The organism is Escherichia sp. SCLE84, assembly GCF_012584495.1.
In the GTDB taxonomy this organism is placed as follows: domain Bacteria; phylum Pseudomonadota; class Gammaproteobacteria; order Enterobacterales; family Enterobacteriaceae; genus ECMA0423.
Window position 1 is genome coordinate 952,496 of sequence record NZ_CP051430.1, and the last position, 18,271, is coordinate 970,766.

At 49.8% G+C, this 18,271-nt stretch carries 20 protein-coding genes, 1 pseudogene and 1 other annotated feature (1 of these 22 only partly in view); of the genes and pseudogenes, 16 read left to right on the top strand and 5 right to left on the bottom strand.

The genetic code is table 11. From position 1 onward, the window contains the following. Positions 1-57 (top strand) — a sequence feature (Trp leader region); it begins 37 nt to the left of the window's first position. Positions 58-78: 21 nt separating this feature from the next. The 8 genes from trpE (at position 79) to HGD79_RS04870 (ending at position 8,307) form a co-directional block, all read left to right on the top strand. Then, positions 79-1,641 carry an anthranilate synthase component I gene (trpE, locus tag HGD79_RS04835; protein WP_001194590.1) on the top strand — a complete coding sequence of 521 codons (1,563 nt, stop codon included), beginning with the start codon at positions 79-81 and terminating at the stop codon, positions 1,639-1,641. Further along, entirely contained in the window at positions 1,641-3,236 is a 1,596-nt protein-coding gene (gene trpD, locus HGD79_RS04840) for a bifunctional anthranilate synthase glutamate amidotransferase component TrpG/anthranilate phosphoribosyltransferase TrpD (protein ID WP_168848316.1), read from the top strand. The genes trpE and trpD overlap by 1 nt, the downstream gene beginning before the upstream one ends. Beyond that, positions 3,237-4,598 carry a bifunctional indole-3-glycerol-phosphate synthase TrpC/phosphoribosylanthranilate isomerase TrpF gene (trpCF, locus tag HGD79_RS04845; protein WP_000983912.1) on the top strand — a complete coding sequence of 454 codons (1,362 nt, stop codon included), beginning with the start codon at positions 3,237-3,239 and terminating at the stop codon, positions 4,596-4,598. It abuts the gene before it with no gap. A gap of 11 nt (positions 4,599-4,609) precedes the next feature. Beyond that, positions 4,610-5,803, top strand: coding sequence for a tryptophan synthase subunit beta (gene trpB, locus HGD79_RS04850; protein WP_000209520.1), 1,194 nt, complete (start codon positions 4,610-4,612; stop codon positions 5,801-5,803). Further along, positions 5,803-6,609, top strand: a complete 807-nt coding sequence (trpA, locus tag HGD79_RS04855; protein ID WP_000443056.1) for a tryptophan synthase subunit alpha — start codon at positions 5,803-5,805, stop codon at positions 6,607-6,609. The genes trpB and trpA overlap by 1 nt, the downstream gene beginning before the upstream one ends. A 380-nt stretch (positions 6,610-6,989) precedes the next feature. Beyond that, entirely contained in the window at positions 6,990-7,169 is a 180-nt protein-coding gene (locus tag HGD79_RS04860; protein WP_000807651.1) for a general stress protein, read from the top strand. An 85-nt stretch (positions 7,170-7,254) separates the two neighbouring features. After that, on the top strand, positions 7,255-7,755 hold the full coding sequence (locus HGD79_RS04865) for a ferritin-like domain-containing protein (protein ID WP_001056491.1): 501 nt from the start codon (positions 7,255-7,257) through the stop codon (positions 7,753-7,755). Positions 7,756-7,800: 45 nt separating this feature from the next. After that, positions 7,801-8,307 carry a ferritin-like domain-containing protein gene (locus HGD79_RS04870; RefSeq protein ID WP_001079504.1) on the top strand — a complete coding sequence of 169 codons (507 nt, stop codon included), beginning with the start codon at positions 7,801-7,803 and terminating at the stop codon, positions 8,305-8,307. Between the two features lie 59 nt (positions 8,308-8,366). On the opposite strand, the gene ompW is transcribed toward HGD79_RS04870, so the two are convergent. Continuing rightward, entirely contained in the window at positions 8,367-9,005 is a 639-nt protein-coding gene (gene ompW, locus HGD79_RS04875) for an outer membrane protein OmpW (RefSeq protein WP_000737226.1), read from the bottom strand. A gap of 239 nt (positions 9,006-9,244) precedes the next feature. On the opposite strand from ompW, the pseudogene HGD79_RS04880 reads away from it, so the two are divergent. From HGD79_RS04880 to yciA, 4 genes and pseudogenes are all read left to right on the top strand, one after another. Beyond that, positions 9,245-9,334, top strand: a pseudogene (locus tag HGD79_RS04880) (YkgJ family cysteine cluster protein); the annotation flags it as partial. Positions 9,335-9,361: 27 nt separating this feature from the next. Then, the gene (locus HGD79_RS04885) at positions 9,362-10,105 is read left to right on the top strand and encodes a YciC family protein (protein WP_000028540.1); all 744 of its coding nucleotides are present in this window, start codon (positions 9,362-9,364) and stop codon (positions 10,103-10,105) included. A 29-nt stretch (positions 10,106-10,134) separates the two neighbouring features. Beyond that, positions 10,135-10,674: a septation protein A gene (locus HGD79_RS04890; RefSeq protein WP_000808667.1), complete on the top strand. Its 540-nt coding sequence runs from the start codon at positions 10,135-10,137 to the stop codon at positions 10,672-10,674. A gap of 104 nt (positions 10,675-10,778) precedes the next feature. Continuing rightward, entirely contained in the window at positions 10,779-11,177 is a 399-nt protein-coding gene (gene yciA / locus HGD79_RS04895; protein WP_000108160.1) for an acyl-CoA thioester hydrolase YciA, read from the top strand. 39 nt (positions 11,178-11,216) lie between these two features. Here yciA and tonB read toward each other — a convergent pair whose 3' ends face one another. Next, positions 11,217-11,936: a TonB system transport protein TonB gene (tonB, locus tag HGD79_RS04900; RefSeq protein ID WP_168848531.1), complete on the bottom strand. Its 720-nt coding sequence runs from the start codon at positions 11,934-11,936 to the stop codon at positions 11,217-11,219. A gap of 223 nt (positions 11,937-12,159) precedes the next feature. Here tonB and HGD79_RS04905 point away from each other — a divergent pair, with 223 nt between their 5' ends. Both HGD79_RS04905 and kch read left to right on the top strand, forming a co-directional pair. Further along, entirely contained in the window at positions 12,160-12,456 is a 297-nt protein-coding gene (locus tag HGD79_RS04905; protein WP_000967595.1) for a YciI family protein, read from the top strand. Between the two features lie 299 nt (positions 12,457-12,755). After that, on the top strand, positions 12,756-14,009 hold the full coding sequence (gene kch, locus HGD79_RS04910) for a voltage-gated potassium channel protein (RefSeq protein WP_001299682.1): 1,254 nt from the start codon (positions 12,756-12,758) through the stop codon (positions 14,007-14,009). Between the two features lie 54 nt (positions 14,010-14,063). Here the strand turns inward: kch and HGD79_RS04915 are convergent, their stop codons facing one another. Next, positions 14,064-14,237 carry a YciY family protein gene (locus HGD79_RS04915; protein ID WP_001309467.1) on the bottom strand — a complete coding sequence of 58 codons (174 nt, stop codon included), beginning with the start codon at positions 14,235-14,237 and terminating at the stop codon, positions 14,064-14,066. Between the two features lie 142 nt (positions 14,238-14,379). Between HGD79_RS04915 and cls the strand changes: the two genes are divergently transcribed. Both cls and HGD79_RS04925 read left to right on the top strand, forming a co-directional pair. Then, positions 14,380-15,840, top strand: a complete 1,461-nt coding sequence (gene cls / locus HGD79_RS04920) for a cardiolipin synthase (protein WP_000214516.1) — start codon at positions 14,380-14,382, stop codon at positions 15,838-15,840. Between the two features lie 34 nt (positions 15,841-15,874). After that, complete coding sequence (locus HGD79_RS04925; RefSeq protein WP_000366959.1) at positions 15,875-16,204, top strand: HI1450 family dsDNA-mimic protein; 330 nt, start codon at positions 15,875-15,877, stop codon at positions 16,202-16,204. A gap of 52 nt (positions 16,205-16,256) precedes the next feature. On the opposite strand, the gene oppF is transcribed toward HGD79_RS04925, so the two are convergent. Continuing rightward, positions 16,257-17,261, bottom strand: coding sequence for a murein tripeptide/oligopeptide ABC transporter ATP-binding protein OppF (oppF, locus tag HGD79_RS04930; protein WP_000994905.1), 1,005 nt, complete (start codon positions 17,259-17,261; stop codon positions 16,257-16,259). Continuing rightward, positions 17,258-18,271: a murein tripeptide/oligopeptide ABC transporter ATP-binding protein OppD gene (gene oppD / locus HGD79_RS04935; protein ID WP_000110945.1), complete on the bottom strand. Its 1,014-nt coding sequence runs from the start codon at positions 18,269-18,271 to the stop codon at positions 17,258-17,260. The genes oppF and oppD overlap by 4 nt, the downstream gene beginning before the upstream one ends.

Sequence of the window (18,271 nt, forward strand, 5' to 3'; positions counted from 1 at the left end):
TTCACCATGCGTAAAGCAATCAGATACCCAGCCCGCCTAATGAGCGGGCTTTTTTTTGAACAAAATTAGAGAATAACAATGCAAACACAAAAACCGACTCTCGAACTGCTAACCTGCGAAGGCGCTTATCGCGACAATCCCACCGCGCTTTTTCACCAGTTGTGTGGGGATCGTCCGGCAACGCTGCTGCTGGAATCCGCAGATATCGACAGCAAAGATGATTTAAAAAGCCTGCTGCTGGTAGACAGTGCGCTGCGCATTACAGCTTTAGGTGACACTGTCACAATCCAGGCACTTTCCGGCAACGGCGAAGCCCTGCTGACACTACTGGATAACGCCCTGCCTGCGGGTGTGGAAAATGAACAATTACCAAACTGCCGTGTGCTGCGCTTCCCCCCTGTCAGTCCACTGCTGGATGAAGACGCTCGCTTATGCTCCCTTTCGGTTTTTGACGCTTTCCGTTTATTGCAGAATCTGTTGAATGTACCGAAGGAAGAACGAGAAGCAATGTTCTTCGGCGGCCTGTTCTCTTATGACCTTGTGGCGGGATTTGAAGATTTACCGCAACTGTCAGCGGAAAATAACTGCCCTGATTTCTGTTTTTATCTCGCTGAAACGCTGATGGTGATTGACCATCAGAAAAAAAGCACCCGTATTCAGGCCAGCCTGTTTGCTCCGAATGAAGAAGAAAAACAACGTCTCACTGCTCGCCTGAACGAACTACGTCAGCAACTGACCGAAGCCGCGCCGCCGCTGCCGGTGGTTTCCGTGCCGCATATGCGTTGTGAATGTAATCAGAGCGATGAAGAGTTCGGTGGCGTAGTGCGTTTGTTGCAAAAAGCGATTCGCGCTGGAGAAATTTTCCAGGTGGTGCCATCTCGCCGTTTCTCTCTGCCCTGCCCGTCACCGCTGGCGGCCTATTACGTGCTGAAAAAGAGTAATCCCAGCCCGTACATGTTTTTTATGCAGGATAATGATTTCACCCTGTTTGGCGCGTCGCCGGAAAGTTCGCTCAAGTATGACGCCACCAGCCGCCAGATTGAGATCTACCCGATTGCCGGAACACGTCCACGCGGTCGTCGTGCCGATGGCTCGCTGGACAGAGACCTCGACAGCCGCATCGAACTGGAAATGCGTACCGATCATAAAGAGCTTTCTGAACATCTGATGCTGGTGGATCTTGCCCGTAATGATCTGGCACGCATTTGCACCCCCGGCAGCCGCTACGTCGCCGACCTCACCAAAGTTGACCGTTACTCTTACGTGATGCACCTGGTCTCCCGCGTGGTCGGTGAACTGCGCCACGATCTCGACGCCCTACACGCTTACCGCGCCTGTATGAATATGGGGACGTTAAGCGGTGCGCCGAAAGTGCGCGCCATGCAGTTAATTGCCGAGGCGGAAGGTCGTCGCCGCGGCAGCTACGGCGGCGCGGTAGGTTATTTCACCGCGCACGGCGATCTCGACACCTGCATTGTGATCCGCTCGGCGCTGGTGGAAAACGGTATCGCCACCGTGCAAGCCGGTGCTGGCGTAGTCCTTGATTCTATTCCGCAGTCGGAAGCCGACGAAACCCGTAATAAAGCCCGCGCTGTACTGCGCGCTATTGCCACCGCGCATCATGCACAGGAGACTTTCTGATGGCTGACATACTGCTGCTCGATAATATCGACTCTTTTACGTACAACCTGGCAGATCAGTTGCGCAGCAATGGGCATAACGTGGTGATTTACCGCAACCATATTCCGGCGCAGACCTTAATTGAACGCCTGGCGACCATGAGCAATCCGGTACTGATGCTTTCTCCTGGCCCCGGTGTGCCGAGCGAAGCCGGTTGTATGCCGGAACTCCTCACCCGCTTGCGTGGCAAGCTGCCCATTATTGGCATTTGCCTCGGACATCAGGCAATTGTCGAAGCTTACGGGGGCTATGTCGGTCAGGCGGGCGAAATTCTTCACGGTAAAGCGTCGAGCATTGAACATGACGGTCAGGCGATGTTTGCCGGATTAACAAACCCGCTGCCGGTGGCGCGTTATCACTCGCTGGTTGGCAGTAACATTCCGGCCGGTTTAACCATCAACGCCCATTTTAATGGCATGGTGATGGCAGTACGTCACGATGCGGATCGCGTTTGTGGATTCCAGTTCCATCCGGAATCCATTCTCACCACCCAGGGCGCTCGCCTGCTGGAACAAACGCTGGCCTGGGCGCAGCAGAAACTAGAGCCAGCCAACACGCTGCAACCGATTCTGGAAAAACTGTATCAGGCGCAGACGCTTAGCCAACAAGAAAGCCACCAGCTGTTTTCAGCGGTGGTGCGTGGCGAGCTGAAGCCGGAACAACTGGCGGCGGCGCTGGTGAGCATGAAAATTCGCGGTGAGCACCCGAACGAGATCGCCGGAGCAGCAACCGCGCTACTGGAAAACGCCGCGCCGTTCCCGCGCCCGGATTATCTGTTTGCTGATATCGTCGGTACTGGCGGTGACGGCAGCAACAGTATCAATATTTCTACCGCCAGTGCGTTTGTCGCCGCGGCCTGTAGGCTGAAAGTGGCGAAACACGGCAACCGTAGCGTCTCCAGTAAATCTGGTTCGTCCGATCTGCTGGCGGCGTTCGGTATTAATCTTGATATGAACGCCGATAAATCGCGCCAGGCGCTGGATGAGTTAGGTGTATGTTTCCTCTTTGCGCCGAAGTATCACACCGGATTCCGCCACGCGATGCCGGTTCGCCAGCAACTGAAAACCCGCACCCTGTTCAATGTGCTGGGGCCATTGATTAACCCGGCGCATCCGCCGCTGGCGTTAATTGGTGTTTATAGTCCGGAACTGGTGCTGCCGATTGCCGAAACCTTGCGCGTGCTGGGGTATCAACGCGCGGCGGTGGTGCACAGCGGCGGGATGGATGAAGTTTCATTACACGCGCCGACAATCGTTGCCGAGCTGCATGACGGCGAAATTAAGAGCTATCAATTGACCGCTGAAGATTTTGGCCTGACTCCCTACCACCAGGAGCAACTGGCAGGCGGAACACCGGAAGAAAACCGTGACATTTTAACACGCTTGTTACAAGGTAAAGGCGACGCCGCCCATGAAGCAGCCGTCGCTGCGAACGTCGCCATGTTAATGCGCCTGCATGGCCATGAAGATCTGCAAGCCAATGCGCAAACCGTTCTTGAGGTACTGCGCAGTGGTTCCGCTTACGACAGAGTTACCGCACTGGCGGCACGAGGGTAAATGATGCAAACCGTTTTAGCGAAAATCGTCGCAGACAAGGCGATTTGGGTAGAAACCCGCAAACAGCAGCAACCGCTGGCCAGTTTTCAGAATGAGGTTCAGCCGAGCACGCGACATTTTTATGATGCGCTACAGGGTGCGCGCACGGCGTTTATTCTGGAGTGCAAGAAAGCGTCGCCGTCAAAAGGCGTGATCCGTGATGATTTCGATCCAGCACGCATTGCCGCCATTTATAAACATTACGCTTCGGCAATTTCGGTGCTGACTGATGAGAAATATTTTCAGGGGAGCTTTGATTTCCTCCCCATCGTCAGCCAAATCGCCCCGCAGCCGATTTTATGTAAAGACTTCATTATCGATCCTTACCAGATCTATCTGGCGCGCTATTACCAGGCTGATGCCTGCTTATTAATGCTTTCAGTACTGGATGACGAACAATATCGCCAGCTTGCCGCCGTCGCCCACAGTCTGGAGATGGGTGTGCTGACCGAAGTCAGTAATGAAGAGGAACTGGAGCGTGCCATTGCATTGGGGGCAAAGGTCGTTGGCATCAACAACCGCGATCTGCGTGATTTGTCGATTGATCTCAACCGTACCCGCGAGCTTGCGCCGAAACTGGGGCACAACGTGACGGTAATCAGCGAATCCGGCATCAATACTTACGCTCAGGTGCGCGAGTTAAGCCACTTCGCTAACGGTTTTCTGATTGGTTCGGCGTTGATGGCCCATGACGATTTGCACGCCGCCGTGCGCCGGGTGTTGCTGGGTGAGAATAAAGTATGTGGCCTGACGCGTGGGCAAGATGCTAAAGCAGCTTATGACGCGGGCGCGATTTACGGTGGGTTGATTTTTGTTGCGACATCACCGCGTTGCGTCAACGTTGAACAGGCGCAGGAAGTGATGGCTGCGGCACCGTTGCAGTATGTTGGCGTGTTCCGCAATCACGATATTGCCGATGTGGTGGACAAAGCTAAGGTGTTATCGCTGGCGGCAGTGCAACTGCATGGTAATGAAGAACAGCTGTATATCGATACGCTGCGTGAAGCTCTGCCAGCACATGTTGCCATCTGGAAAGCATTAAGCGTCGGTGAAACCCTGCCCGCCCGCGAGTTTCAGCACGTTGATAAATATGTTTTAGACAACGGCCAGGGTGGAAGCGGGCAACGTTTTGACTGGTCACTATTAAATGGTCAATCGCTTGGCAACGTTCTGCTGGCGGGGGGCTTAGGCGCAGATAACTGCGTGGAAGCGGCACAAACCGGCTGCGCCGGACTTGATTTTAATTCTGCTGTAGAGTCGCAACCGGGCATCAAAGACGCACGTCTTTTGGCCTCGGTTTTCCAGACGCTGCGCGCATATTAAGGAAAGGAACAATGACAACATTACTTAACCCCTATTTTGGTGAGTTTGGCGGCATGTACGTGCCACAAATCCTGATGCCTGCTCTGCGCCAGCTGGAAGAAGCTTTTGTCAGTGCGCAAAAAGATCCTGAATTTCAGGCTCAGTTCAACGACCTGCTGAAAAACTATGCCGGGCGTCCAACCGCGCTGACCAAATGCCAGAACATTACAGCCGGGACGAACACCACGCTGTATCTCAAGCGTGAAGATTTGCTGCACGGCGGCGCGCATAAAACTAACCAGGTGCTGGGGCAGGCGTTGCTGGCGAAGCGGATGGGTAAAACCGAAATCATCGCCGAAACCGGTGCCGGTCAGCATGGCGTGGCGTCGGCCCTTGCCAGCGCCCTGCTCGGCCTGAAATGCCGTATTTATATGGGTGCCAAAGACGTTGAACGCCAGTCGCCTAACGTTTTTCGTATGCGCTTAATGGGTGCGGAAGTGATCCCGGTGCATAGCGGTTCCGCGACGCTGAAAGATGCCTGTAACGAGGCGCTGCGCGACTGGTCCGGTAGTTACGAAACCGCGCACTATATGCTGGGCACCGCAGCTGGCCCGCATCCTTATCCGACCATTGTGCGTGAGTTTCAGCGGATGATTGGCGAAGAAACCAAAGCGCAGATTCTGGAAAGAGAAGGTCGCCTGCCGGATGCCGTTATCGCCTGTGTTGGCGGCGGTTCGAATGCCATCGGCATGTTTGCTGATTTCATCAATGAAACCAACGTCGGCCTGATTGGTGTGGAGCCAGGTGGTCACGGTATCGAAACTGGCGAGCACGGCGCACCGCTAAAACATGGTCGCGTGGGTATCTATTTCGGTATGAAAGCGCCGATGATGCAAACCGAAGACGGGCAGATTGAAGAATCTTACTCCATCTCCGCCGGACTGGATTTCCCGTCTGTCGGCCCACAACACGCGTATCTTAACAGCACTGGACGCGCTGATTACGTGTCTATTACCGATGATGAAGCCCTTGAAGCCTTCAAAACGCTGTGCCTGCACGAAGGGATCATCCCGGCGCTGGAATCCTCCCACGCCCTGGCCCATGCGTTGAAAATGATGCGCGAAAACCCGGATAAAGAGCAGCTACTGGTGGTTAACCTTTCCGGTCGCGGCGATAAAGACATCTTCACCGTTCACGATATTTTGAAAGCACGAGGGGAAATCTGATGGAACGCTACGAATCTCTGTTTGCCCAGTTGAAGGAGCGCAAAGAAGGCGCATTCGTTCCTTTCGTCACGCTCGGTGATCCGGGCATTGAGCAGTCATTGAAAATTATCGATACGCTAATTGAAGCCGGTGCTGACGCGCTGGAGTTAGGTATCCCCTTCTCCGACCCACTGGCGGATGGCCCGACCATTCAAAACGCCACTCTGCGCGCCTTTGCGGCAGGTGTGACTCCGGCACAATGTTTTGAAATGCTGGCACTGATTCGCCAGAAACACCCGACCATTCCCATTGGCCTGTTGATGTATGCCAATCTGGTGTTTAACAAAGGCATTGATGAGTTTTATGCCCAGTGCGAGAAAGTCGGCGTCGATTCGGTGCTGGTTGCCGATGTGCCAATTGAAGAGTCCGCGCCCTTCCGCCAGGCCGCGTTGCGCCATAATGTCGCACCTATCTTCATCTGCCCGCCAAATGCCGATGACGACCTGCTGCGCCAGATAGCCTCTTACGGTCGTGGTTACACCTATTTGCTGTCACGAGCGGGCGTGACCGGCGCAGAAAACCGCGCCGCGTTACCCCTCAATCATCTGGTTGCGAAGCTGAAAGAGTACAACGCTGCACCTCCATTGCAGGGGTTTGGTATTTCCGCCCCGGATCAGGTAAAAGCAGCGATTGATGCAGGAGCTGCGGGCGCGATTTCTGGTTCGGCCATTGTTAAAATCATCGAGCAACATATTAATGAGCCAGAGAAAATGCTGGCGGCACTGAAAGTTTTTGTACAACCGATGAAAGCGGCGACGCGCAGTTAATCCCACAGCCGCCAGTTCCGCTGGCGGCATTTTAACTTTCTTTAATGAAGCCGGAAAAATCCTAAATTCATTTAATATTTATCTTTTTACCGTTTCGCTTACCCCGGTCGAACTTCAACTTACGTCATTTTTCCGCCCAACAGTAATATAATCAAACAAATTAATCCCGCAACATAACACCAGTAAAATCAATAATTTTCTCTAAGTCACTTATTCCTCAGGTAATTGTTAATATATCCAGAATGTTCCTCAAAATATATTTTCCCTCTATCTTCTCGTTGCGCTTAATTTGACTAATTCTCATTAGCGACTAATTTTAATGAGTGTCGACACACAACACTCATATTAATGAAACAATGCAACGCAACGGGAGAAATAACATGGCCGAACATCGTGGTGGTTCAGGAAATTTCGCCGAAGACCGTGAGAAGGCATCCGACGCAGGCCGTAAAGGCGGTCAGCATAGCGGCGGTAATTTTAAAAATGATCCGCAACGCGCATCTGAAGCGGGTAAAAAAGGCGGTCAACAAAGCGGTGGTAATAAATCAGGCAAATCCTGATTCACCGTTAATTATTAATATCAGCTGATAAAGATAATTGCATCTGCGGGCCGTATGGCTCGCAGTGATTTCACTGGAGAAAAATATGAATATGAAGACCATTGAAGATGTATTTATTCACCTGCTTTCAGATACCTACAGCGCAGAAAAACAATTAACCCGGGCACTGGCAAAACTCGCAAGAGCAACATCAAACGAAAAATTAAGTCAGGCTTTTCATGCGCACCTCGAGGAAACACATGGACAGATTGAACGTATTGATCAAGTTGTGGAATCAGAATCGAATCTGAAAATTAAGCGCATGAAATGTGTGGCAATGGAAGGTCTTATTGAAGAAGCTAATGAGGTCATCGAAAGTACCGAGAAAAACGAAGTGCGTGATGCCGCACTGATTGCCGCAGCACAGAAAGTCGAGCATTATGAGATTGCCAGTTACGGGACATTAGCGACGCTGGCTGAACAATTAGGTTATCGTAAAGCAGCGAAGCTTCTGAAAGAGACCCTGGAAGAAGAAAAGGCCACCGACATCAAACTGACTGATCTGGCCCTTAATAACGTAAATAAGAAAGCCGAAAATAAAGCCTGAAATATGAACTTTAACTTTTAGTCATTTTATAAAGAGGACATTTTCATGAATCGTATTGAACATTATCATGACTGGTTACGTGACGCCCACGCAATGGAAAAGCAAGCCGAATCTATGCTTGAATCCATGGCCAGCCGTATAGATAATTATCCTGAACTACGCGCTCGTATTGAACAACATCTTAGTGAAACCAAAAACCAGATTGTTCAATTGGAAACTATTCTTGATCGTAATGACATTTCACGTTCAGTCATTAAAGATTCCATGAGTAAAATGGCTGCGCTTGGGCAGTCAATCGGTGGTATATTCCCTTCTGATGAAATAGTCAAAGGCTCTATTAGCGGATATGTCTTCGAGCAATTTGAAATCGCCTGTTACACCTCACTATTAGCAGCAGCAAAAAATGCCGGTGATACAGCTTCAATTCCAACCATCGAAGCGATTTTAAATGAGGAAAAGCAAATGGCCGACTGGCTGATTCAGCATATTCCGCAAACAACTGAGAAATTTTTAATTCGCTCTGAAACTGACGGCGTAGAAGCGAAGAAATAATACACTTTATGCCATGTCCTTATTGACCCCGTATATTACGGGGTCGTTTTTTTGTGGAATTAAAAACGATATCCTGCTGAGAACATAAACACCCACGGATCGAGGCGTACGCTATCGTGTTGCTGTGCACCGCCTAGCTTATAATTGGCGGTGGTATCGATATCCATGTACCAGACTGACATGTTAACCAACCAGTCACGGTTAATCAGATAATCAACCCCCACCTGCCCGGCAGCTCCCCAGGAATCTTTCAGACTGAGATCGGAAAGCCCTGCCTCTTTGCCATGATCGTTAAATCCATTATCAAAGAAGGTGGTGTAGTTAATACCGGCCCCAACGTAAGGACGGAATTTGCTGCTGGCATCACCAAAATACCACTGCGCCATCAGTGTTGGCGGCAGATGATGAACGGTTGCAATATCGCCGGTCGCCCGGGTGCCGATTTTATGGCGGAACGGCGTCGCTGCCAGTAATTCCACACCAATGTTGTCGGTCGCCATATAAGTAAACGTCAGGCCCAGTTGAGTGTTATTGGTCACGCTGAATCCACCCAGACTTCCTAACGTACCACCAGCACCTTCTGTTGGACGTACGGTTGCAGAACCTGCACGCATAAAAAATTCGCCTGCTTCATGCGCAAAGGCACTGCCAGAGAGAAGAGTTGTTACTGCCAAAGCCGCCACTGTTAACTTTTTCATATCCGCTCCGTCGTTATGGTTATAAAAACGTGACGAATATACCTACATTGGAGTAACAAATGATCCTACATAGATCACATTACATATGATAATTCACCATTTATTGATCTGGATTAATTTAGAAGTTGCATTGAGAATCCTGGTTAACGTGATTTAAATCAATTTTTAAATATTTTCGCTACGCAAATATTAACTCGTTCGCCACTTGCCGCGGTTTGCCCACGCCTGAAGGCCAGCAATTACCTCCGCTTTACAAAGATATGCTTTTCCATACAAGACCTGATGCTGCCACCCGAGGCTTAACCAGGGTACAATTGCCCGCTAATTAACACCTGCATAAAACTCAAGGAGAGTGCATGTCTATCACGGCGCAGTCCGTATACCGTGACACCGGAAATTTCTTCCGTAATCAATTTATGACCATTCTGTTGGTATCGTTGCTATGTGCGTTTATCACAGTGGTGTTAGGGCATGTTTTCTCACCCAGTGATGCACAGCTTGCGCAGCTCAATGACGGCGTGCCCGTTAGCGGCAGTAGTGGGTTGTTCGACCTGGTTCAGAATATGTCACCGGAACAGCAACAAATTTTGCTGCAGGCTTCAGCGGCGTCCACTTTTTCAGGATTAATCGGTAACGCCATTCTCGCCGGAGGCGTAATATTAATTATCCAGCTGGTGTCTGCGGGTCAGAGAGTCAGTGCGCTGCGAGCTATTGGTGCCAGTGCGCCGATATTGCCCAAGTTATTTATTCTGATTTTTCTGACTACCCTTTTAGTACAGATTGGCATCATGCTGGTGGTCGTTCCGGGAATTATCATGGCCATTTTACTGGCCCTGGCACCGGTGATGCTGGTACAGGACAAAATGGGCATTTTTGCCTCGATGCGTAGCAGTATGCGGCTGACTTGGGCGAATATGCGTCTGGTGGCACCCGCAGTACTGAGCTGGTTGCTGGCAAAAACACTGTTGCTGCTTTTTGCCTCTTCTTTTGCCGCATTAACCCCGGAAATTGGTGCCGTACTGGCGAACACCTTGAGCAACCTGATTTCTGCCATATTGCTCATCTATCTGTTCCGCCTGTATATGTTGATTCGCCAATAACCTTAAGCATTTGATTACGGAATCGTAAAATGAAGCAGTTTCTTGATTTTTTACCGCTGGTTGTCTTTTTCGCGTTTTACAAGATTTATGACATCTATGCGGCTACTGCGGCGCTGATCGTCGCCACGGCGATTGTGCTTATCTATAGCTGGGTTCGCTTTCGTAAGGTTGAGAAGATGGCCCTGATCACTTTTGTTCTGGTGGTCGTCTTCGGTGGCTTGACGCTGTTCTTCCACAATGATGAGTTTATTAAATGGAAGGTTACAGTCATTTATGCTCTGTTTGCGGGAGCCCTGTTAGTCAGCCAATGGGTGATGAAAAAGCCGCTAATTCAGCGGATGCTGGGTAAAGAACTCACGCTGCCGCAACCGGTATGGTCGAAGCTGAATCTGGCCTGGGCTGTTTTCTTTATCCTTTGCGGTCTGGCAAACATCTACATCGCATTCTGGCTGCCGCAAAATATTTGGGTCAACTTTAAAGTCTTTGGACTGACCGCCCTTACCTTAATCTTCACATTGTTAAGCGGTATCTATATCTACCGCCACATGCCGCAGGAAGATAAATCCTAACCAGACTGCCAGTCCTTCGGGGCTGGCGCTGTATCTCCTCTGTTCTCCTCAGGAAAATCATAGTAGCATCGCGCCTGTGATTTTCCTTTTAAGTCGGTTTTACCATGTCTACAACACATAACGTCCCTCAGGGCGATCTTGTTTTACGTACTTTAGCCATGCCCGCCGATACCAATGCCAACGGTGACATCTTTGGTGGTTGGTTAATGTCACAAATGGATATTGGCGGCGCTATTCTGGCGAAAGAAATTGCCCACGGTCGCGTAGTGACCGTGCGGGTTGAAGGAATGACTTTCTTACGGCCGGTTGCGGTCGGCGATGTGGTGTGCTGCTATGCACGCTGTGTCCAGAAAGGGACGACATCGGTCAGCATTAATATTGAAGTGTGGGTGAAAAAAGTAGCGTCTGAACCAATCGGGCAACGCTATAAAGCGACAGAAGCATTATTTAAGTATGTCGCGGTTGATCCTGAAGGAAAACCTCGCGCCTTACCTGTTGAGTAATAGTCAAAAGCCTCCGGTCGGAGGCTTTTGACTTTCTGCTTACTGAATTTCGGTGGTGCCGTTAATTTTAAACAGGATATTCACCACAATCCCACTGCCTGGCTTACCCGGCTCATAACGCCATCTGCGCATCGCATTTTTCACCTCACGCTCAAACATGTTCGCAGGCTTGGCTGAGAGGATTTGCACGTTATCCACGCGACCATCCGGCGTGACATCAAATTTAACTTTAACCTGCCCTTCAATGCGCAATGCCTGTGCTCGTGCCGGATACTGCGGCTGATTACGGCTTAATGCGCGTGGTCCTGAAGCCACACTGGTAACCGGCTTGCTGGTTGCAGCCGTTGCCGTACTTGATGTCGGGCGCGCGGGTGCAGTATTTTCAAACGGTGATGCCGGACGCGACTCTACGGGTTTGACATCGCGTTTTGGCTGCTCCTGTACCTTTTTCACCGGCTTCGGTTTTGGCTTAGGTTTCGGCTTCGGCTTTTCAATGACCACCGGTGCTTCTTTTGGCGGTTCGGGGATCGGCTCAGGTTCCGGTTCTGGCTCTACCACTGGCTCCGGTGGCGGCTGAACGGCTTGTGGCGGTTCGAGATCAGCAGGCGCAAACATCGTGACAGAAATCGGCTGCGCAGGCGCAGGTAGTTCAATAACCTGATGTACCGAGGTATAGAGCAGACCCGCCACAACAGCACCATGAATGCAGACCGAAAGTAACGTCGGCCAGGGGAAGCGGCGAGGTAAATCAAGGGTCATTGAAGTCATAATCATTTCAGTAGAAAAACCAGGCCTCGATTTTAAATGCAAATAGCAATCATATTCAATAAGGCAAGGCGATCAGGATCAGTGAAAATGTCATTTTTGGCGTAATTGACCTTACTTTATGCATGGTCTTAACAAAGACATCATCTTTCCGTTGCAGATCTTCGCCCTTTCAAATAACGTACTTTACAACTTTCCCGAACAAGGAGTTGTGCCCGTGTTGTATGTTATTTACGCTCAAGACAAAGCTGATAGCCTCGAAAAACGCCTTTCCGTTCGTCCGGCACATTTAGCACGTTTACAGTTACTGCATGATGAAGGTCGTTTGTTGACAGCTGGTCCAATGCCAGCGGTAGACAGTAACGATCCAGGGGCTGCGGGATTTACTGGCTCAACCGTTATTGCTGAATTTGAATCGCTGGAAGCAGCTCAGGCCTGGGCCGATGCTGACCCGTACGTAGCGGCAGGTGTCTATGAACACGTTTCAGTGAAACCATTTAAGAAAGTGTTCTGAATAGAGATTCAATATTTAAGGGCACGGTTTTTGCAACCGTGTTCTTGTTTGGCCTTTCCTTATAGCCGGTCAGTGCATTCACCACCACAAGCAGATAATAACTTTATCTGTATTTCTTTATATGATGTGAGCATATTCAGGAAAAATGACCTTTCCTGAGGTACAGTTGCTCGCTCAAAACCTTTGATTACTGCGGATAAAGTCATCTACTATTGTTTAACACATTCACGCGCTGCATGTATGTTCAGAAAATGTGCACGCCAAGATAATTAAACAAAATTGTGGTTACAGAGGTATCAGTGAGTCACTGGGCTACATTCAAACAAACAGCAACAAATTTATGGGTGACCCTACGGCACGACATTCTCGCGCTGGCCGTCTTTTTAAATGGATTGCTTATTTTTAAAACAATCTATGGTATGTCGGTCAATTTGCTTGATATTTTCCATATCAAAGCATTTTCAGAGTTGGATCTCTCCTTGCTGGCAAACGCCCCACTATTTATGCTCGGCGTCTTTCTTGTCCTGAACTCCATTGGCTTACTGTTCCGGGCAAAGCTCGCATGGGCAATCAGTATCATTTTGTTGTTGATAGCGCTAATTTACACCCTGCATTTTTATCCCTGGCTGAAATTTAGTATTGGATTTTGCATTTTTACGCTGGTGTTTTTGCTGATACTGCGCAAAGACTTCTCCCACAGTAGCGCCGCAGCCGGGACAATTTTTGCATTTATTAGTTTCACGACATTACTGTTTTACTCAACCTACGGTGCGCTTTATTTAAGCGAAGGTTTTAATCCGCGAATAGAAAGTTTGATGACCGCGTTCTATTTTTCGATAGAAACCATGTCAACCGTCGGCTATGGAGATATTGTCCCTGTTTCTGAATCAGCACGATTGTTCACTATTTCGGTCATTATTTCCGGCATTACCGTTTTTGCCACATCTATGACCTCAATTTTTGGTCCGCTTATCCGCGGGGGATTCAACAAACTTGTAAAAGGAAACAATCATACAATGCATCGTAAAGATCATTTTATTGTTTGCGGACATTCGATTCTCGCCATCAATACGATCCTGCAACTGAATCAACGCGGACAAAACGTAACGGTTATCAGCAACTTGCCTGAAGATGATATCAAGCAACTTGAGCAACGCTTAGGCGATAACGCTGATGTTATCCCCGGTGACAGTAATGACAGTTCAGTATTAAAGAAAGCGGGAATCGATCGATGCCGGGCCATTCTGGCGCTGAGTGATAACGATGCAGATAACGCGTTTGTTGTACTCTCGGCAAAAGATATGAGCAGTGATGTCAAAACAGTTCTCGCCGTCAGTGATAGCAAAAACCTGAATAAGATTAAGATGGTACATCCGGATATCATTCTCTCACCGCAACTGTTTGGCAGCGAAATTCTGGCGCGAGTTTTAAACGGTGAAGAGATTAATAATGATATGCTCGTTTCAATGTTGTTGAACTCAGGTCATGGTATTTTCAGCGATAACGATGAACAAGAAACGAAAGCTGACAGTAAAGAATCGGTGCAAAAATAGAGTTTAAAGACGAAAGAGTAAACTTATTGGGCACCGCAATGGTGCCCAGTACATTTAGATATTGTAGATCGCAAACAATAACGAGTTACGCTGTTTGTTTAGAATGCACTTCCTGATGCTGTGGATACGCATATTTCGGCGCGATTGCCCCTCAAGCCAACGCGATTTACGTCGGCTAGCCTGACGCTGCATGCGCCAGCGCCCCACTTCCGTTCTACTCCGCTTCATGTTAACTACTCTATGCAATAACAGAATGGTCATTATACCCCCGCCCCCGACGCTGACCAGTGCTTTTCCCGCGTTTTTATTTGCCAGATGAATCCATATGCGTAAACTCATAACAATGCGCTTTCAAAAGGATTTCTAATCTATGACAACCGTTTATACGTTGGTGAGTTGGTTGGCCATTCTGGGATACTGGTTGCTCATTGCAGGCGTAACTTTACGCATTCTAATGAAACGACGCGCAGTTCCCTCCGCGATGGCCTGGCTGTTGATTATTTACATTCTGCCGTTAGTCGGAATTATTGCCTATCTTGCCGTTGGCGAGCTCCATTTAGGCAAACGCCGCGCTGAGCGCGCCAGAGCGATGTGGCCTTCCACCGCAAAATGGCTTAACGACCTTAAAGCCTGTAAGCATATCTTCGCCGAAGAAAATAGCAGTGTCGCTGCGCCATTATTCAAGCTTTGCGAGCGTCGTCAGGGGATCGCTGGGGTCAAAGGGAATCAGCTACAACTGATGACCGAGTCAGATGATGTGATGCAGGCGTTAATCCGCGACATCCAGCTCGCGCGCCATAATATTGAAATGGTGTTTTATATCTGGCAGCCCGGCGGCATGGCGGACCAGGTGGCTGAATCATTAATGGCGGCTGCGCGACGCGGCATTCATTGCCGATTGATGCTCGACTCCGCCGGGAGTGTGGCTTTTTTCCGCAGCCCGTGGCCCGAGCTAATGCGTAATGCCGGTATTGAAGTGGTCGAAGCCTTAAAGGTCAATCTGATGCGTGTGTTTTTACGCCGTATGGACCTGCGCCAACATCGCAAGATGATCATGATCGATAATTACATCGCGTACACCGGCAGCATGAATATGGTCGATCCTCGCTACTTCAAACAAGATGCGGGCGTAGGGCAATGGATTGATCTGATGGCGCGTATGGAAGGCCCCATCGCCACCGCGATGGGGATTATTTATTCCTGCGACTGGGAGATTGAAACCGGAAAACGTATTCTACCGCCACCACCTGATGTCAATATTATGCCGTTTGAGCAGGCCAGCGGTCATACCATTCACACAATTGCTTCTGGCCCCGGCTTTCCGGAAGATCTCATTCACCAGGCATTATTGACTGCGGCTTATTCGGCGCGTGAATATTTGATCATGACCACGCCCTACTTTGTGCCAAGCGATGATTTACTTCATGCGATTTGCACAGCGGCGCAGCGCGGGGTGGATGTCAGTATTATCCTTCCGCGAAAAAATGACTCGATGCTGGTCGGCTGGGCCAGTCGCGCATTCTTTACGGAACTTCTTGCTGCTGGGGTTAAAATTTATCAGTTTGAAGGCGGGTTACTGCATACCAAGAGCGTGCTGGTCGATGGCGAACTAAGTCTGGTTGGTACCGTTAACCTTGATATGCGGAGTCTGTGGCTAAATTTCGAGATTACCCTGGCAATCGACGATAAAGGTTTTGGTGCAGACCTTGCCGCCGTTCAGGACGATTATATTTCGCGTTCACGTCTGCTCGATGCCCGTTTATGGCTAAAACGTCCATTATGGCAACGTGTCGCCGAGCGACTGTTTTACTTCTTCAGTCCGTTGCTGTAAAACGTCGCCAACAGAGGTTAAACAGGTAGTGACTATGGATATGGATCTAAACAATCGCCTGACTGAAGATGAAACGCTTGAGCAGGCCTACGATATTTTTCTCGAACTGGCTGCCGACAATCTCGATCCAGCTGATGTTCTGCTGTTCAATCTTCAGTTTGAAGAGCGCGGCGGCGCGGAGTTATTCGATCCGGCGGAAGACTGGCAGGAACATGTTGATTTCGATTTGAACCCAGACTTTTTTGCCGAAGTGGTGATTGGTCTGGCGGACAGTGAGGATGGTGAAATCAACGATGTTTTCGCCCGCATTCTGTTATGCCGCGAAAAAGATCACAAACTTTGCCATATCATCTGGCGGGAATAAATAATCGCTTTTGGCGTGAAAAAGGGCTGACAACTGTCAGCCCTTATTGTGTTTAAAGCGGATCGACTTTCAGGCAAGAAACGGCGTGTCTGAAACTCCCTTCCAGCACAGGACGTGTTTTGGCGCACTCCGGACCGGCAATCGGGCAACGGGTACGGAAAACACAACCGGAAGGCGGGTTGATCGGCGACGGTAATTCCCCTTCCAGTAACTGGATGGTTTTGTTCTTCTCCAGATCCGGATCAGGTATGGGGACTGCCGACATCAATGCCCTGGTGTAAGGATGTAGTGGATTGTGGTAGACCTCATCATAGGTCCCCAGTTCTACCGCATGGCCGAGATACATAACCAACACACGATCGGAAATGTGTTTTACCACGGCCAAGTCGTGAGCGATAAAAATTAATGACAATCCCATCTCCCGTTGCAATTGCTGGAGCAGGTTGACCACCTGCGCCTGAATTGACACGTCCAGCGCCGACACCGGCTCATCACAGATAATCAGCTTCGGTTCAAGAATAAGAGCACGAGCAATCCCGATACGCTGGCACTGCCCACCGGAGAACTCATGCGGATAGCGGTTAATCAGGTTAGGCAATAACCCGACTTTCAGCATCATCGCCTTCACGCGCTCGCGAACTTCCTGGCGTGACATTTTCGGATGATAAGTACGCAGTGGTTCAGCGATGATCTCGCCGATGGTCATACGCGGGTTTAGCGATGCCAACGGATCCTGGAAAATCATCTGAATATCACTGCGAACGGCACGCCATTCATCGGGCTTCATGCCCAGCAACTCTTTACCTAACCAGGCAACATGACCGTCGGTCGCTTTAACCAGGCCAATGATGGCGCGAGCAAAGGTGGACTTACCGCATCCCGATTCCCCTACCACACCTAATGTTTCCCCTTCATACAGGCGAAGAGTGACACCATCGACGGCTTTGAGCGTTTTCGGCGGTTGCCAGAACCACTGTTTGCCATCTTTGATTTCAAAGTGCACTTTAAGATCGGCGATTTCAAGGAGGACTTTTCTTCCTTCAGTTACAGCATTCATAACAGTTCCTCCACCGGTTTAAAGCAAGCACGCAGACGGCCAGGCGTAAACTCTTCCAGCGGCGGTGCGCTACTACAAATTTCCATCGCATGTGGACAACGTGGCTGGAACGGGCAACCTTTCGGTAATCGCAGCAAGTTTGGCGGATTACCCGGGATGGTCAACATTGTTTCACCTTCCGCATCAAGACGCGGCACCGCGTTGAGCAAACCGATAGAATAAGGATGAACGGGTTGATAAAAGACATCGCGCGCATTGCCATATTCCATCGTGCGCCCGGCGTACATTACCAGCACTTTGTCGCAGATCCCCGCCACCACGCCAAGATCGTGGGTGATCATAATGATGGCGGTATTAAATTCCCGCTTCAGTTCATTTAATAGCGTCATGATCTGCGCCTGTACGGTGACGTCCAGCGCAGTAGTGGGTTCATCCGCAATCAGTAGCTTAGGTCGACATAGCAATGCCATCGCAATCATGACTCGCTGACGCATGCCGCCAGAAAATTCGTGCGGGTACATTTTCATGCGTTTACGCGCTTCCGGCATTTTTACCGCATCGAGCATCCGCACCGACTCTTCAAACGCCTCAGCTTTGCTCATGTTCTTATGCAGCATCAGCACTTCCATTAACTGCTCACCGACGCGCATATAGGGATTCAACGAAGTCATTGGGTCCTGAAAAATCATTGAGATTTGTTCAGCGCGCAGTTTATTGAGTTCATGCTCTGGCAAATTGAGGATTTCACGCCCATTGAAGGTTGCCGATCCGCCAATACGTCCGTTGGCAGCCAACAGGCCCATCAACGCAAATGCAGTTTGCGATTTACCCGAACCAGACTCACCTACAATACCCAGCGTTTCTCCGGCACGTAGGGAAAAATTCAAATCATTGACCGCCGTGACGTCGCCGTCCGGGGTACTAAAGGTGACACGCAAATCTTTCACGTTCAGCAGTGCGTCAGCCTGTTGTTGTGCGAGCGGCACAGTTGCAGTTTCAATTACGCTCAT

Excerpts from the sequence above, each read along its gene's own strand:
- trpE (WP_001194590.1), top strand. The coding sequence starts at position 79 with ATGCAAACACAAAAACCGACTCTCGAACTGCTAACCTGCGAAGGCGCT.
- trpD (WP_168848316.1), top strand. The coding sequence starts at position 1,641 with ATGGCTGACATACTGCTGCTCGATAATATCGACTCTTTTACGTACAAC.
- trpCF (WP_000983912.1), top strand. The coding sequence starts at position 3,237 with ATGATGCAAACCGTTTTAGCGAAAATCGTCGCAGACAAGGCGATTTGG.
- trpB (WP_000209520.1), top strand. The coding sequence starts at position 4,610 with ATGACAACATTACTTAACCCCTATTTTGGTGAGTTTGGCGGCATGTAC.
- trpA (WP_000443056.1), top strand. The coding sequence starts at position 5,803 with ATGGAACGCTACGAATCTCTGTTTGCCCAGTTGAAGGAGCGCAAAGAA.
- HGD79_RS04860 (WP_000807651.1), top strand. The coding sequence starts at position 6,990 with ATGGCCGAACATCGTGGTGGTTCAGGAAATTTCGCCGAAGACCGTGAG.
- HGD79_RS04865 (WP_001056491.1), top strand. The coding sequence starts at position 7,255 with ATGAATATGAAGACCATTGAAGATGTATTTATTCACCTGCTTTCAGAT.
- HGD79_RS04870 (WP_001079504.1), top strand. The coding sequence starts at position 7,801 with ATGAATCGTATTGAACATTATCATGACTGGTTACGTGACGCCCACGCA.
- ompW (WP_000737226.1), bottom strand. The coding sequence starts at position 9,005 with ATGAAAAAGTTAACAGTGGCGGCTTTGGCAGTAACAACTCTTCTCTCT.
- HGD79_RS04885 (WP_000028540.1), top strand. The coding sequence starts at position 9,362 with ATGTCTATCACGGCGCAGTCCGTATACCGTGACACCGGAAATTTCTTC.
- HGD79_RS04890 (WP_000808667.1), top strand. The coding sequence starts at position 10,135 with ATGAAGCAGTTTCTTGATTTTTTACCGCTGGTTGTCTTTTTCGCGTTT.
- yciA (WP_000108160.1), top strand. The coding sequence starts at position 10,779 with ATGTCTACAACACATAACGTCCCTCAGGGCGATCTTGTTTTACGTACT.
- tonB (WP_168848531.1), bottom strand. The coding sequence starts at position 11,936 with ATGACCCTTGATTTACCTCGCCGCTTCCCCTGGCCGACGTTACTTTCG.
- HGD79_RS04915 (WP_001309467.1), bottom strand. The coding sequence starts at position 14,237 with ATGAAGCGGAGTAGAACGGAAGTGGGGCGCTGGCGCATGCAGCGTCAG.
- cls (WP_000214516.1), top strand. The coding sequence starts at position 14,380 with ATGACAACCGTTTATACGTTGGTGAGTTGGTTGGCCATTCTGGGATAC.
- HGD79_RS04925 (WP_000366959.1), top strand. The coding sequence starts at position 15,875 with ATGGATATGGATCTAAACAATCGCCTGACTGAAGATGAAACGCTTGAG.
- oppF (WP_000994905.1), bottom strand. The coding sequence starts at position 17,261 with ATGAATGCTGTAACTGAAGGAAGAAAAGTCCTCCTTGAAATCGCCGAT.
- oppD (WP_000110945.1), bottom strand. The coding sequence starts at position 18,271 with ATGAGCGTAATTGAAACTGCAACTGTGCCGCTCGCACAACAACAGGCT.